11 protein-coding genes are annotated in these 14,607 nt (G+C 67.1%); 7 read left to right on the top strand and 4 right to left on the bottom strand.

The features are described 5' to 3' along the window. Positions 1–20: 20 nt before the first annotated feature. A complete protein-coding gene (locus GGR73_RS19180; RefSeq protein WP_184458499.1) occupies positions 21–704 on the bottom strand; it encodes a ketosynthase in 684 nt (227 codons plus the stop codon). A gap of 37 nt (positions 705–741) precedes the next feature. After that, a complete protein-coding gene (xanC, locus tag GGR73_RS19175; RefSeq protein WP_011260626.1) occupies positions 742–1,011 on the bottom strand; it encodes a xanthomonadin biosynthesis acyl carrier protein XanC in 270 nt (89 codons plus the stop codon). Positions 1,012–1,299: 288 nt separating this feature from the next. Between xanC and GGR73_RS19170 the strand changes: the two genes are divergently transcribed. Continuing rightward, positions 1,300–2,682 carry an FAD-dependent oxidoreductase gene (locus tag GGR73_RS19170; RefSeq protein WP_184458370.1) on the top strand — a complete coding sequence of 461 codons (1,383 nt, stop codon included), beginning with the start codon at positions 1,300–1,302 and terminating at the stop codon, positions 2,680–2,682. Continuing rightward, complete coding sequence (locus GGR73_RS19165; RefSeq protein WP_181140995.1) at positions 2,679–3,686, top strand: chorismate transformation enzyme, FkbO/Hyg5 family; 1,008 nt, start codon at positions 2,679–2,681, stop codon at positions 3,684–3,686. Before GGR73_RS19170 ends, GGR73_RS19165 begins: the two co-directional genes overlap by 4 nt. 71 nt (positions 3,687–3,757) lie before the next feature. Here GGR73_RS19165 and GGR73_RS19160 read toward each other — a convergent pair whose 3' ends face one another. Beyond that, positions 3,758–5,101: an AMP-binding protein gene (locus tag GGR73_RS19160; protein ID WP_179466061.1), complete on the bottom strand. Its 1,344-nt coding sequence runs from the start codon at positions 5,099–5,101 to the stop codon at positions 3,758–3,760. Between the two features lie 366 nt (positions 5,102–5,467). Between GGR73_RS19160 and GGR73_RS19155 the strand changes: the two genes are divergently transcribed. The 4 genes from GGR73_RS19155 to hemF all read left to right on the top strand — a co-directional run bounded on the left by GGR73_RS19155 (position 5,468) and on the right by hemF (position 10,920). Then, on the top strand, positions 5,468–7,828 hold the full coding sequence (locus GGR73_RS19155) for a S9 family peptidase (protein ID WP_184458497.1): 2,361 nt from the start codon (positions 5,468–5,470) through the stop codon (positions 7,826–7,828). Positions 7,829–8,138: 310 nt separating this feature from the next. Then, on the top strand, positions 8,139–8,855 hold the full coding sequence (locus GGR73_RS19150; protein WP_184458368.1) for a hypothetical protein: 717 nt from the start codon (positions 8,139–8,141) through the stop codon (positions 8,853–8,855). Continuing rightward, a complete protein-coding gene (locus GGR73_RS19145) occupies positions 8,852–9,430 on the top strand; it encodes a hypothetical protein (RefSeq protein ID WP_184458366.1) in 579 nt (192 codons plus the stop codon). The genes GGR73_RS19150 and GGR73_RS19145 overlap by 4 nt, the downstream gene beginning before the upstream one ends. Before the next feature lie 590 nt (positions 9,431–10,020). Further along, entirely contained in the window at positions 10,021–10,920 is a 900-nt protein-coding gene (gene hemF, locus GGR73_RS19140) for an oxygen-dependent coproporphyrinogen oxidase (RefSeq protein ID WP_024937543.1), read from the top strand. A 429-nt stretch (positions 10,921–11,349) separates the two neighbouring features. Here the strand turns inward: hemF and polA are convergent, their stop codons facing one another. Next, positions 11,350–14,151, bottom strand: a complete 2,802-nt coding sequence (polA, locus tag GGR73_RS19135) for a DNA polymerase I (protein ID WP_184458364.1) — start codon at positions 14,149–14,151, stop codon at positions 11,350–11,352. A gap of 77 nt (positions 14,152–14,228) precedes the next feature. Here polA and GGR73_RS19130 point away from each other — a divergent pair, with 77 nt between their 5' ends. Beyond that, the gene (locus tag GGR73_RS19130; protein ID WP_026064381.1) at positions 14,229–14,519 is read left to right on the top strand and encodes a DUF2782 domain-containing protein; all 291 of its coding nucleotides are present in this window, start codon (positions 14,229–14,231) and stop codon (positions 14,517–14,519) included. Positions 14,520–14,607 lie beyond the last annotated feature (88 nt).

Below are 14,607 nucleotides of genomic sequence, written 5' to 3'. Positions count from 1 at the left end.
CGCTGCCCCTGGCCACGCACTCAGCGCAGCAGATCGCGCCAGAATTCCGGCCCGAGCCGCGCCATCTGGCGCAAGAAGTCTGGCAGATTACGATAGGGGCGCTGTGGAAACCAGCGGCCGCGCAATAGATATTCGCCTACAAAGAACCCGCCAACCACCCCGTACGCCAGCAGATTGGCGAACAACGATGCGCGCGCGTCGCTGATCGGCAGCGGCGAGACATAACCCAGTTGCGTCAGCACGCCACTGGGTTCGGCGCACAGGCCCAGCACCAGGTTGACCAGGGTCAGCGCGCACAGCAGCAGCGCCCAGGCCAGGGTGAGGCGGCGCGTGTAGCGGTACTGCTCCGGAGTGATCGGCATGCCGGCCTGGCGATACAGCCCCTCGACGATGCGCGTGATCAACGGCATGCGCCCACGGCGCAGGCTGCGACCGAAGAACCAGGCGACCCAGCCGGTGAACACCACCGGCGGCGCGGCCAGCACCAGCATCGCGTACGGCGAGTGCCACAACGCACTCAGGCCCAGCAAGGTCAGCACGGCCAGCGCCCAAGCCCAGGCACGGCGCGCGACCATCGGTTCGATCAGCACCATCAGCACCAGCAAGCCACCGGCGATGACGGCCAGCTCCGGGCGATGGCTGGCGTTGGCCCAGTGCGCCAGCGGCGAATACGCCACCGCCAGCAACACGCCCAGCCCCAGCACCCACGGGGGCGCATCGCCGGGCGCGGCGGTCGCGACCTCAGACGGTCTTGTTGGCTTCGACATGCGCCGACAATGCGCGCAGCGACGCGAAGATGCGACGATTCTCGTCATTGTCCGAGCGCAGCTGGAAGCCATAGCGCTTGCTGATCGCCAGCGCCAGTTCCAGCGCGTCGATCGAATCCAGTCCCAGCCCGGTATTGAACAACGGCGCCTCCGGGTCGATGTCGGCGGGCTGGACGTCTTCCAGGTTCAGGCTTTCGACCAGGAGTTCGGCCAGTTCACGTTCGGCAGCGGTTTGCGAGGACATCCAGAGAGCTTCCAGGTGAGGGTCGGGCAACAGATTCACAGCGAAATTGCAGAACAACCACAGCGGCGCAGACAACCGTCAGGCCGGCATCGGCGATGCTGCAGGGCACAGACAGTGTACGTTGCCGTGCCGGCCGATTCCGAGCACTCGCCACGCCGGCCTTGCGGCCGCATTGGCGAGGGTGTCGATCGGTCTGCAACAGCGAGTCGGCGGCCGGCATAGCTGTCCGGGCCGCCGGTCAGGCTATCATGACTGCATGACGCTCGCCCGCTGCAGGTTCGTTCCAGGATGACTTCCACCGCTGTTGGCCCTACCCCGACCGCCAAGCCGGCAGCCGGGCCGGCCCCCGGACCCGAGTGTCCGGATGTCCTGATCATCGGCGGCGGGCCGGCGGGCTGCGCGGCGGCCATCGTCCTGGCCCAGCATGGCTGGCAGGTGACCTTGCTGGAGAAGGCGCAGCATCCGCGCTTCCATATCGGCGAGTCGCTGCTGCCGATGAACATGCCGATTCTCGAACGCCTGGGCGTGTTGGAAGAGGTGCGCAGCATCGGCGTGCTCAAGCGCGGTGCGGACTTTCCCAACGACAGCGGCGGCTACAACACCTTCCGCTTCGCGCATGCGCTGGAGGCCAAGGCCGATTTCGCCTTCCAGGTGCCGCGTGCGCAGTTCGACCAGGTGCTGTTCGAGCGCGCGCGCGCGGTGGGCGTGGATGCGCGCGACCAGGTCAAGGTCGACGCGGTGGAGTTCGACGGGCAGCAGCCGGTACTGCAGGCGCAGGGCGTGGCGGGTGCGCAGCAGTTCCGCCCGCGCTACCTGCTCGATGCAAGCGGCCGCGACACCTTCCTGGGCAACCGCCTCAAGCTCAAGCGCGCCAATGCCAGGCATCAATCGGCCGCATTGTTCAGCCATTTCCGCGGCGTGACGCGCCGACCGGGCGAGGATGCCGGCAACATCAGCATCTACCGCCATGCGCATGGCTGGATGTGGCTGATCCCGTTGCCGGACGACATCATGAGCGTGGGTGCGGTCTGCTACCCGGAATACATGAAGACCCGCAAAGGCGACAGCGAGGGCTTTTTCATGCGCACGCTTGCGCTCAACACCGAGCTCAGCACGCGCATGCTCGGCGCCGAACGCGTGGCCCCGGTGCATGCCACCGGCAATTACGCCTACGAATGCACGCGCATGTCCGGCCCGCGCTGGTTGATGCTGGGCGATGCCTACACCTTCGTCGACCCGATGTTTTCGTCCGGCGTGTTCCTGGCCATGCACAGCGCCGAGCGCGGTGCGGCGATGGTGGACCAGGCCCTGCGCATGCCGCAGCACGAGGCAAGACTGCAGCGCGCCTTGCAGCGCGAGCTCAAGCGCGGCGTGGACGAGTTCAAGTGGTTCATCTACCGCTTCACCTCGCCGACAATGCGCGCCCTGTTCGCACAACCGCAGAACACCTGGCAGATCGAGGAAGCGGTGGTGGCGATGCTGGCCGGCGACGTGTTCGACAGCCCCAGGGTGCGCCTGCGTCTGCGCGCGTTCCGCGCCATCTATGCACTGACCACCTTGTCGATGATGCCGCGCGCCTGGCAGTCCTGGCGCCAACGCCGACGTCAGGCCACGCTCGGCTTCGATGGCGACACCTTGCAACGCGACACGCAACAACGAGACACACGATGACCGCTTCCCCGGCCCAGACCACGCACACCGTGCGCCATCCCCGCCTGCAGGTCGACTATGTCGATCAGACCGACCCGTCTGCACTGCTGGCCGACCCGCAGGTGCTGGCTGTGTTCGGCTTCGGCACGGCGGCGCCGCGCCTGGACGACCCCCGCTACCTGCGCGTGCCGCTGCAGCCGTACCACGCCGACGTGCTGGAAGTATGGCGGACCGACGCGGCGGTGCACAGCGGCCGCGATGGCAACATCGCCTGGGCCAGCGACGGCCGCCTGCAGTTCGGCGTGATCGAAATCGACGAGCAGGATGTCGATATCGAAGCCGCCGCCGCCAAGGCCTATGCGGAAATCACCGCCTTCGTCACCCGCAGCCAGACCCCGCGCCTGCTGCGTATCTGGAACTATCTGGACGCCATCACCCTGGGCAGTGGCGACCGCGAACGCTACCGGCAGTTCTGCGTGGGCCGTGCGCGCGGCCTGGGCGCCTTCGACAATGCGCAATTGCCGGCCGCCACCGCGGTGGGACGCTGCGATGCCGAGCGCATCATCCAGATCTACTGGCTGGCCGCCAGCGACGCCGGCACCCCGCTGGAAAACCCGCGCCAGGTCAGCGCCTACAACTACCCGCGCCAGTACGGCCCGCAGCCGCCGAGTTTCGCGCGCGCCATGCTGCCGCCGGCCGGCAGCGACATGCCGCTGCTGCTGTCAGGCACCGCCGCGGTGGTCGGGCATGCCTCGATGCACACCGGCCAGTTGCTGGCGCAGCTGGAAGAGACCTTCGCCAACTTCGACGCCCTGCTGGGTGCCGCCCGCCAGCATGCCCCCGCCCTGCCCACGCAGTTCGGCGCCGGTACCCGCCTGAAGGTCTACGTGCGCGAGCAGGATGATCTGCCCAAGGTGGCGCAGGCGCTGGACGCCCGCTTCGGCGATGCGGTACCGCGTCTGCTGCTGCACGCGGTGATCTGCCGCGACGAGCTGGCGGTGGAGATCGATGGGGTGCATGGGTGAGCGATTGCGGGCGTCAGTACTGATACCTGCTGCAGCCACGCAGCAGCAATGCTCCGTGGCGACACCTGCAATCAGCCGTTGAGCAAACCCAGCACCACATCGCGTGGCAGCTTGCCGGTTTCGTTGCGTGGCAGGGCGGCGAGTTTGCGCAGGCGGCGCGGCAGGAACACCGGGTCGACGCTGACGCGCAGGGCGGCGAGGATCTGCGCTTCGTCCAGGGTCGGGGCGACCACCAGTGCGGCGATGCGGCCGACCGCCTGACCGGGCTCGGGTGCGAGCTGCACGATGGTGCCGTCGACGACGCCCGGGATGGCCAGCAGGCGACGGGTCAGATCGGCCAGCGAGGCGCGTTTGCCGGCGATTTCCAGCAGATCGGCCTGCCGGCCGCGCACCTGGAAGGTGCCGTCGGCAGCCACGTCCATCATGTCGGCCAGCAGCACCGGCGTGGCCAGATGCGGTGCGTGCACCAAGGTGCCTGCCGCCTGCGTTTCCAGGCGCACACCGGGCAGCGGTGTCCACGCCGCCTCCAGCGCGGTGCGGCGCACCGCGAACACGCAGGTTTCGGTGGAACCGAACATCTCGCGTACCTCGCCGCCAAACCGCGCTTCGGCGGCCGCGGCCACGTCCTGCGCCAACGGCGCGGTGGCCGAGACGATGCCGACCAGCGGCGGCAACGCCACGCCGGATTCGACCAGCGCGCGCAGGTGCACCGGCGTGGTCACCAGCACGCGCGGGGCAGGAATGTCCGACAGCGCGCGCGCCACATCGTCCGGAAAGAACGGGCGGCCCGCATGCACCGCAAGCTCGGTCACCATCGGCAGCAGCACCGACAGTTCCATGCCGTACATATGTTGCGGCGGCACCGTGGCGACCACGTGCGGCACCGCATCGGTGTGCGCCCACAGGCTTTCCAGCGCGACCAGATCCTGACGCGTACTGGTCAGGAAGCTGCCCCAGGTCTTGGGGTTGGGCTGCGGGCTGCCGGTGCTGCCGGAAGTGAAGCCGATGGCCACCAGGGCATCGTCGGCCAGCTGCGGAATCGGGCCTGCGGCCTGCGGCAACTCGGCCGGCAGCTGCCAATAGCGCGGCGGTGCCAGCTCCAGTGCCAGATCGCCCAGGCAGTAGGCATCGGCATGCCGCGCCTGCACTTCGCCGACCACGGCCGGCGCGCGCGAGGACGGCAGCAGCGACACCTGCCCGCGCAATGCGCACGCATAGAACGCGACCATGAAGCGATAGCGGTCTTCGCACAGATTCACCGCGTGGCGACCGTCCGGCAATAGCTGCGCCAGGCCATGCACGTGCGCGATGAAGGTGGCCAGATCGACCGACTGCCCTGCGCGCCAGGCCAGCGGCCGGCCGGGCGCGCCGACGGCCATCGGGTGGGAAACGGCAGGAACAGGCAGGCTGGACATGAGAACCGGCAATCGCAAAAGCGCGCTAGCTTGGCCGCCACCTGCCCTGCTGGCAAGTCGGGAGGTTTCCGGCTGCGCCACGGAAGCGGCGGTCGGGAACCTTGGCAAGGCCCGTGCGCCAAGCGCATTCCAACTCATTGCAGCAGCGCATCGCACCTGGCGTGCATTGGCCGTCAAGCGCGTACGCCCGTGCGAGCCAATGCGCGCACAACCGCTTGTGGTCGCGTCCGCCACTCGTCCATGCCTTGCCTGTTCGACGACGCACTCGCCCCACCGCGCACATGACCTGTGGCCCAAGCCCCCGGCGGAAGCGAGCTGCTAGGCTTGTCCGCTCCTCGTTGCGTCCAGTTGTTACCGATGCCCAGATTGTTGCCGCTGTCCTTGTTGTTGCTGGCTGTCACCGCGCATGCGCAATCCGCCACACCGCTCACCATCGAACAGGTGATGGCCGATCCGGACTGGATCGGGCCGTCGGTGGATCAGGCCTGGTGGCAGTGGGACGGCAAACAGGTGCAATACCTGCTCAAGCGCGACGGTTCCCCGGTGCGCGACACCTATCGCCAGGGCGCCGGCGGCGGCGGCGCCGAACGCGTGGCCGACAACGCACGCGCCGGCCTGGATGCGGATAACCCGAGCTACGACGCGGCCCGTCAGCGCATGCTGTTCGCGCGCAATGGCGACATCTTCCTGCGTGACCTGCGCTCCGGCGCACTGACCCAGCTGACCCGCAGCAACGAGGTCGAATCGCGGCCGCAATTTGCCAGCGATGGCGGCGCGATCTGGCGCGCGGGCAACAACTGGTACCACTGGCGCGCCGACGGCGGCACTGCGCAGGTTGCAGTGGTCAAGGCCGAGCGCGATCCCAACGCTGCGCCCAAGGCCGATGTGTTGCGCGAGCAGCAGTTGGCCACGCTGGCCACGCTGCGGCGCGACCGTGAGCAGCGTGATGCGTTACGCACCCAGGAAGACGCCTGGCGCCGCGCCGATGCCACGCGTGCGGCGGCGCCGGTGTACCTGGGCGATGAGGTGGAGATCGTCGACAGCGCGTTGTCGCCGGACGGCCGCCACCTGCTGGTGGTCACCCAGGCCAAGGGTGCCGAAGAGGGCCAGGCCGGCAAGATGCCCAAGTACGTGACCGAATCCGGTTACGAGGAATTCCAGGAAGTGCGCACCCGCGTCGGTCGCAATGCGCCGGTGGCGCATGCGCTGTGGTTGGTCGATGTCAGCGCCGGCACTGCAAGACCGCTGTCCTTCGACACCCTGCCGGGTATCGCCACCGACCCGCTGGCCGCGCTGCGCAAGGCCGCCAAGCGCGACGCGCTCAAGGGCAACCGCGCCGTCCGTGTGGAAAGCGACGGCGACGGCAGCGGGCCGGCGGTGCACTGGAGTGACGACGGGCTCAACGTGGCGGTGGAGATTCGCGCGGTGGACAACAAGGACCGCTGGATCGCCAGCGTGGACTTGGCCAACGCCACGTTACAGCCGCGGCACCGCCTGAGCGACAGCGCCTGGATCAACTGGGACTTCAACGATTTCGGCTGGCTGCCCGACAACCGCACGCTGTGGCTGCTGTCGGAAGAATCCGGCTATTCGCAGCTGTACACGGTGGAAGGCAACGGCAAGCCGCGCCAGCGCACGCGCGGCAAGTGGGAAGTGTCGATGCCGGTGCCCAGCGCCGACGGCAGCAGCATGTTCTTCCTGTGCAACCAGAAATGGCCGGGCGATTACGAGGTGTGCAAGCTGGATCTGCGCAGCGACCAGCTCAGCGAAGTCACTGCGTTGAATGGCGTGGAAGGCTTCAGCCTGTCGCCGAACGGGCAGCAACTGCTGGTGCGTTACTCAGGCAGCTACCTGCCACCGCAGCTGGCGGTGGTGCCGGCCGCAGGCGGCCAGGCCACGCTGCTGACCGACACCCGCACGCCCGCGTTCAAGGCGCAGCCGTGGATCGCACCGCAGTATGTGCAGGTACCGTCCAGGCATGGCGCCGGCACGGTCTGGGGCAAGTACTACGGGCCGCAGAACCCCGAGCCCGGCAAGCAGTATCCGATCGTGATGTTCGTGCACGGCGCAGGCTATCTGCAGAACGTCTCGCAGCGCTACACGCCGTACTTCCGCGAGCAGATGTTCCACAACCTGCTGGTGCAACAGGGCTACATCGTGCTGGACCTGGACTACCGCGCCTCGGAAGGCTACGGCCGCGACTGGCGCACCGCGATCTACCGCAACATGGGCCACCCGGAGCTGGAAGACTATCTGGACGGGCTGGAGTGGCTGGTGACGCAGAAGCAGGGCGACCGCGCGCGTGCCGGCATCTACGGCGGCTCGTACGGCGGCTTCATGACCTACATGGCGCTGTTCCGCAGCCCCGGCACCTTCAAGGCCGGCGCGGCGCTGCGTCCGGTCGGCGACTGGATGCAGTACAACCACGAGTACACCTCCAACATCCTCAACACGCCCGAGCTCGATCCCGAGGCCTACAAGACCTCATCGCCGATCAACTACGCCGACGGGTTGCGCGACCATCTGCTGATCGCGCACGGCATGATCGACGACAACGTGTTCTTCAAGGACTCGGTCGACATGACCCAGAAGTTGATGGAGCTGCACAAGGACAACTGGCAGGTGGCGCCGTATCCGCTGGAACGCCACGGCTTTACGCGTGCCGATTCGTGGCTGGACGAATACAAGCGCATCCTCAAGCTGTTCAATGAGCAGGTAAAGCCGTAAGCCATGCCGCTGCGGCCAGGCGATGCGTGCTGCATCGCCCGGTCGATGACATCGCGCGCGGCGCCGGCATCCCCATGCTGCAGCAAGCGACAGATCGCCCAGGTTGCACGCGTGATGCGCTGCCACGGTAGCCATCGCCATGCGTCACCCTGCCCGGCACTCACCTGCACGTACGCAACTGGCCCTAAGCTTGGCGCAGGATCGGCAGACCGCTGGCGCATTGCGCTCCCCTTTGCCGGCCCGCCGCCCGACCGGAGCGCCGCCGGCACCGCAGCGGTTTCCGATTCGCGGCGCGCAGAAGGTAATCGCGATGGGCCTGTGGGACCGTTTGTTTGGACGCAAGACCCCGGTGGCGAAGACGCCCCGAGCCGAACCGACCGCAGCGCCGGCAGCTGCAACCGATGACACCGATACCGAAGTCCAGATCGACCCGGCATTGCAGCCCGCACTGAGCCTGTTCCAGCGCGGCGATCAGCTGGGCGCCTACAACGCTGCGCAAGCGCAGCTGCACCTGGGTGCCGACGCGCAACGCCTGTGCGCGTTGGCATTGAGCGCGCTGGACCGCTATCGCGAGGCGTACCCGCACTGGCTGGCGCTGTACGAACTGGAGCCCACCGCGCACAACGCATTGCAGTTGGCGACCACCTCGGTGATGTGCAACGAGATCGATCGTGGCGAACAGTGGTTGCTGACCTTCGACGATCTGAATGCGCAGGAGCGCTCCACCTCGCCGGCCACCGCGCGCACCAGCTTCCTCACCGCGCTGACCCGCGCCGGCCACGGCGCGCACGCGTTGCCGCATCTGGAGTGGTTGCGCGAGGCCTACGCCGGCATGTCGATCACCGACAGCCACTTCCTCTACGTGCGCGGGCTGCCCTTCTTCGAAGCCTTCCTGGAGCGCAGCACACCGTTGTTGCGCCAGTGCCTGCCGGCCGACGCCCTGCCCGGTTGGTACGCGCAACTGCAGCCGGCCCTGGATCCGGCTGGCCAGGCCGCCGTGGCCGCCCATATCGCATCGCTGCAATGAGCGCGCCGACACCGCGCCCTCGACCGCGCGGCGGCTTCGTCACGCCGCTGGCATGGGTGTCCCTGCTGCTGGGTGTCGTCAGTGCGATGTCCAACCTGCTGCAGATCGTGATGATCGTACTGATGCCCGACGCGGCGGCGCTGGGCTTGCCCGAAGGAATCATCCTGCCCACCTCGTTGCAGTGGTTGATCGATCATGCGTTGTCATTGTCCGTCGTAGGCGTGGTGCTGTCGGTGGCCTTCGCATGGTTGAGCTGGGCCTTGCTGCAGCGACGCGAGTGGGCGCGGGTCGGGTTCGTGGCGGTGCTGCTGGTGACTGCACTGCTCAATGTCGGTGGCCTGGCGTTGATCGGGCCGTTGTTCGAGGGCGTGCAGGCAATGCTGCCTGCCGATGTCGTGCACAGCCCCGAGTGGCCGCAGCTGCAGGCACGCCTGCAGGCAACCCGCCAGGCGGCGTTGCTGCTGACAGGCCTGGGCGTGCTGGCAATCGGCTGTCTCCACGCAGCGCTGGCATGGCGGTTGTGCACGCCCGCAGTGCGCGCCGAATTTGCCGCCTCGCGCGGGCGCAACGCATGAGGAAATCGAGACGTCGAGCCTTGGCGACGGTTAGACACGGCACGAGGCTTGAATCACAAGCCCGGTGGGTCGAGGGCGCATGCCCTCACCACTTCCGGGACACGCCGTGAATCCGTCTGTGGAGGCTTCCTGGCAGCGTCCATGCCGCCAAGGGTCCCGGAACCGGTAAGGACACCGCACCGGTTACCGGTTGCTCTGTCGAAACCATGCACACCCACCATCGCGACGGGTCCTTGCCCGCCCACCGTCGCGGGACCTGACGCGGCATGGATGCCGCGTAAGCGCCTAAAGAGGGACGTACTTGCGGCGTGTCCTGCGATGGTGGGCGGGCAAGGGCCCTGCAGCCAGACCGCCGATCGCATGCCCTGCTTCTGCTTCTGCTTCCTCTTCCGCTTCTGCTGCTTCTGCCTCGCCCACACTGCCCGGTCCCAACTAGAAAACAGCCGGCATATGAATCCTGGCGTGGGACGACCCGGTAAAGCCCGGCTGGCCAAGCACCCGTTGCCTACACGCCGCAGCGCCTCGCCCTGCGACAAACGGGCGCGTTTGCCCGACTGCATGAAGCGCGATGCACCGCTTAGAATCGTGGCATGAACGAATTCGACCGTGTACGCGATTATTTGACCGGCCTGCAGGACCGTATCTGCGCTGCTGTGGAAGCCATCGATGGCAGCGCGCGTTTTGCCGAAGACCTGTGGCAGCGCGAGGAGGGCGGTGGCGGGCGCACCCGCATCCTGCGCGATGGCGCGGTGTTCGAGCAGGCCGGCATCGGGTTTTCGGACGTGTCCGGCTCGCGCCTGCCGCCTTCGGCCAGTGCGCACCGGCCAGAACTGGCAGGGGCGACGTGGCGCGCCTGCGGCGTGTCGCTGGTGTTCCACCCGCACAACCCGCACATCCCCACCACCCACGCCAATGTGCGCTACTTCCGTGCCGAGCGCGATGGCGAGGTGGTGGCGGCCTGGTTCGGTGGCGGCTTCGATCTGACCCCGTTCTATCCGGTGGACGAGGACGTGCTGCACTGGCACCGCACCGCGCAGGCGCTGTGCGCGCCATTCGGCGAGGAGCGCTATGCCGCGCACAAGCGCTGGTGCGACGAATACTTCTTCCTGCGTCACCGCAACGAGACGCGTGGCGTGGGCGGGCTGTTCTTCGACGACCTGGGGCAGGATTTCGAACGCGACTTCGCCTACCAGCGCGCGGTTGGCGACGGCTTCCTGGATGCCTATCTGCCGATCGTCGAGCGCCGCAAGGACACGCCCTACGGCGAGCGTGAGCGCGAGTTCCAGCTCTACCGCCGCGGCCGCTACGTGGAGTTCAACCTGGTCTACGACCGCGGCACCTTGTTCGGCCTGCAAAGTGGCGGGCGGGCCGAAAGCATCCTGATGAGCCTGCCCCCACGGGTGCGCTGGGAATACGGCTTTACGCCAGAACCGGGCAGCGCCGAGGCGCGGCTGATGGACTATCTGGTCCCGCGCGACTGGCTCGGTTGAATCCCTCAATTAAAAAACGCAGCGCTAATGAAACGCTGTGTTGATCGATTGAGTTAATTCGACCTATTTAAATTTGTGATTTCCCGCGACGCCGGTGGAGCGTGCAATACGATGAACCGGTTATGTTGCGTAGCAAAATAATTGCAGGCCGGAAATAAAAAGCCCCGCAGACCAGGGGGAGGTCGGCGGGGCCAGGGAACGGAAACTTGGGGAGTAGTTTCCGCTCCGAGATCTGCTCCAGGGGATGGGAGAGATCTGCCGACAGGCGTTGCGCCCGTCGAGGGATATGACACCATTTTCTACATTGATGGATCGTGAAGATAACTGTTAAAAATATGTAGAATTTAGCGGTTATTCATTCCATCGGCGCAGGCTCGATTCGTATTATGTCTGGTCTGCGCATTCAGCATATCAGCCTTATCTGCTGCGTCAGTGCGCCTCATCCCAGTTATCGCCAACCCCGGAATCGACCACCAGCGGCACGCGTAATTCGGCCGCGGCCGACATGCGCGTGGTCACTTCGCTCAGCAGCGTGTCGACGAAATCGGTCTCGGCTTCGAACACCAGTTCGTCGTGCACCTGCAGGATCATCAGCGCACGCTCGGCGTGGTCGGCGATCCAGCCGTCCACGCTGACCATGGCGCGCTTGATGATGTCGGCGGCGGTGCCCTGCATCGGTGCGTTGATGGCGGCGCGCTCGGCGCCGGCGCGCTGGCCCTGGCTGCCGGCGTTGATGAAGTCCAGATACAGCCGGCGGCCGAACACCGTCTCCACGTAGCCCTTGTCACGTGCCTGCTGACGGGTGGTTTCCATGAAGTCGCGTACGCCCGGGTAGCGGCTGAAGTACAACGCGATGTAGTCCTGCGCCTCGCCGCGGCCGATGCCGAGCTGCCGGGCAAGACCAAACGCGCTCATGCCGTACATCAGGCCGAAGTTGATCGCCTTGGCGGCGCGGCGCTCGTCGGCGCTGACGGTGTCGATGGTGCGGCCGAACACCTCGGCGGCGGTGGCGCGGTGCACGTCGGCGCCGGACTCGAACGCACCGACCAGGCCCGGGTCGCCGGACAGGTGCGCCATGATGCGCAGTTCGATCTGCGAGTAATCGCAGGCGATCAGCTTGCGCCCGGCCGGGGCGACGAAGGCGCGGCGGATGCGGCGGCCGTCTTCGGTGCGGATCGGGATGTTCTGCAGGTTCGGATCGGACGAGGACAGCCGCCCGGTGGCCGCGCCGGCCTGGTGGTAGCTGGTGTGCACGCGCCCGGACTGCGGGTGGATCATTTCCGGCAGCTTGTCGGTGTAAGTGCTGCGCAGCTTGGTCAGGCCGCGGTATTCCAGGATCACCCGCGGCAGCTCGTGCTGGTCGGCGATGGCTTCCAGCGCCTCTTCGTTGGTCGAAGGCTGGCCCTTGGGCGTCTTGACCACGGCGGGCAGCTTGAGCTCGTCGAACAGCAGCGCCTGCAGCTGCTTGGGCGAATCCAGGTTGAAGCTGCGCCCGGCCAGCTCGGTGGCCTTCTGCTGGGCGGCGAGCATGCGCTTGGACAGGTCCGCGCTCTGGCGGCGCAGTTCGGCCGCGTCCACGCACACGCCGTTGGCTTCGATGCGTGCCAGTACTTCCACCAGCGGCATCTCGATGTCGCGGTAGACCTGCTCCAGGCCCGGCTCGGCCGCCAGCCTGGGGCCGAGCACCTGGTGCAGGCGCAGGGTGATGTCGGCATCTTCGGCGGCGTAGCGGGTGGCGTCGTCCAGGCTGATCTGGGCAAACGGGATCTGCTTGGCGCCCTTGCCGCAGACGTCCTCGTACTTGACCGTGTCATAGCCCAGGTAGCGCTTGGCCAGGCTGTCCATATCATGGCGGGCGCTGCCGGAATTGAGCACGAAGCTTTCCAGCAAGGTGTCGTCGCTGTAGCCGGCCAGGGCGATGCCGTGGCGGCGCATCACGTGCAGGTCGTACTTGCCGTGCTGGCCGAGCTTGCGCACCGCAGGGTCGGTGAGCAGCGGCGCCAGCTGCGCCAGCGCCTGGGCACGGTCGAGCTGGGCCGGGGCGCCGGGGAAGTTGTGGCCGAACGGCAGATATGCCGCCTGGCCGGGCTCGGCGGCCACGCTCAGGCCGATCAGGTCGGCCTGCAGCGGGTCCAGGCTGTCGGTTTCGGTATCGAAGGCGAACTGGCCGGCGGCGCGCAGGCGCGCGATCCAGCTGTCGAGCTGTTCCTGGGTCAGGATGGTCTCGTACTGGCCGGGCGCCGACAACGCGGGGTCCAGGTCCACCGGGGCGCTGGCCGGGCCGGACACGAAGCCGGTGCCGCGCGCGCGTCCGGGTTCGGTACGGGCGCTGGCTGCGGCGGCTCCCAACGGCATCGGTTCGGTCGACAGGCCGGCCTGGGCGGCTGCACCGCCGAGTTCGCGCAGCGCCTGGGTGAAGCCGTAGCGTGCGTACAGCACCGCCAGCGTTTCGGCGTTGGGCTCGCGCAGGTCCAGCGCGCGCGGGCCGCTGGCCAGGGTCACGTCGGTCTTGATGGTGACCAGTTCGCGGTTGAGCGGCAGCCGCGGCAGCGCGGCGCGCAGGTTGTCGCCGATCTTGCCCTTGATCTTGTCGGCGTTGGCGATCACCCCATCGAGGGAGTCGTATTCGGCCAGCCATTTGGCGGCGGTCTTGGGGCCGCACTTCTCCACGCCGGGCACGTTGTCCACGGTGTCGCCCATCAGCGCCAGCAGGTCGACGATCTGGTCGGGGCGCACGCCGAACTTGGCGATCACCGCCTCGTCCGAATCCATGCGGCTGCCGCTCATGGTGTTGACCAGTTCGATGCCCGGGCGGACCAGCTGGGCAAAGTCCTTGTCGCCGGTGGAGATGGTCACGCTCAGGCCGTCGGCGGCGGCCTGCAGGGCCAGCGTGCCGATCACATCGTCGGCTTCCACGCCGTCGATGCGCAGGATGTCGATGCCCAGCGCATGCACGATGTCGCACATCGGCTGCACCTGCGCGCGCAGGTCGTCGGGCATCGACGGACGATTGGCCTTGTAGTCGGCATACAGATCGTCACGGAAGGTCTTGCCCGGCGCATCCACCACGAACGCGACATAGGCCGGGCGTTCCTTCAGGGTGGCGCGCAGCATGTTGACCACGCCGAACAAGGCACCGGTGGGCTCGCCCTGGGCATTGGTCAGCGGCGGAAGCGCGTGGAACGCGCGATACAGGTAACTGGACCCGTCGATCAGGACTAATCTGCTCATGCGCCAATTCTACGCTGCACGCTCACGCCACATCGTGCCGGCGCATACTTGCCGACGACCTAGAACGGATGACGACGATGAAGAGAGCGAGTCTTTTGCTGCTGCCGTTACTGCTGCTCGGCGGCTGCGCCACCACCTCCGGCGGTACTGCCGGCGACGGTATCCCCGCCGGTGCCGATGTCACCAGCAAGACCATGGGCAACGGCGACAAGGTCGACGAGTACCGGGTCAACGGCCAGCTGGAAATGGTGCGGGTGACGCCTGCCCGTGGTGCGCCCTACTTCCTGTACGACCGCGACCACGACGGGCATACCGATGCGGAGAAGGACAAGGTCAATAAGGTGTATTGGAAGCTGTATAGCTGGTGATTCGGGAGTCGGGAGTCGGGAGTCGGGAATCGGAGAGCGTAAGCCTCGCGGGTCTTGCGGCGCTGGTTTCGGTGACAGCCTAGTGCCG

The organism is Xanthomonas sp. F14 (assembly GCF_014199865.1).
Note: the sequence above shows the minus strand (reverse complement) of the source record. Positions and strands in the feature narration are given on the sequence as shown.

What these genes read in the sequence shown, in the direction of transcription:
- GGR73_RS19130 (WP_026064381.1), top strand. Translation starts at nt 14,229, where the DNA reads ATGAAGAGAGCGAGTCTTTTGCTGCTGCCGTTACTGCTGCTCGGCGGC.
- xanC (WP_011260626.1), bottom strand. Translation starts at nt 1,011, where the DNA reads ATGTCCTCGCAAACCGCTGCCGAACGTGAACTGGCCGAACTCCTGGTC.
- GGR73_RS19150 (WP_184458368.1), top strand. Translation starts at nt 8,139, where the DNA reads ATGGGCCTGTGGGACCGTTTGTTTGGACGCAAGACCCCGGTGGCGAAG.
- GGR73_RS19145 (WP_184458366.1), top strand. Translation starts at nt 8,852, where the DNA reads ATGAGCGCGCCGACACCGCGCCCTCGACCGCGCGGCGGCTTCGTCACG.
- hemF (WP_024937543.1), top strand. Translation starts at nt 10,021, where the DNA reads ATGAACGAATTCGACCGTGTACGCGATTATTTGACCGGCCTGCAGGAC.
- GGR73_RS19170 (WP_184458370.1), top strand. Translation starts at nt 1,300, where the DNA reads ATGACTTCCACCGCTGTTGGCCCTACCCCGACCGCCAAGCCGGCAGCC.
- GGR73_RS19160 (WP_179466061.1), bottom strand. Translation starts at nt 5,101, where the DNA reads ATGTCCAGCCTGCCTGTTCCTGCCGTTTCCCACCCGATGGCCGTCGGC.
- polA (WP_184458364.1), bottom strand. Translation starts at nt 14,151, where the DNA reads ATGAGCAGATTAGTCCTGATCGACGGGTCCAGTTACCTGTATCGCGCG.
- GGR73_RS19165 (WP_181140995.1), top strand. Translation starts at nt 2,679, where the DNA reads ATGACCGCTTCCCCGGCCCAGACCACGCACACCGTGCGCCATCCCCGC.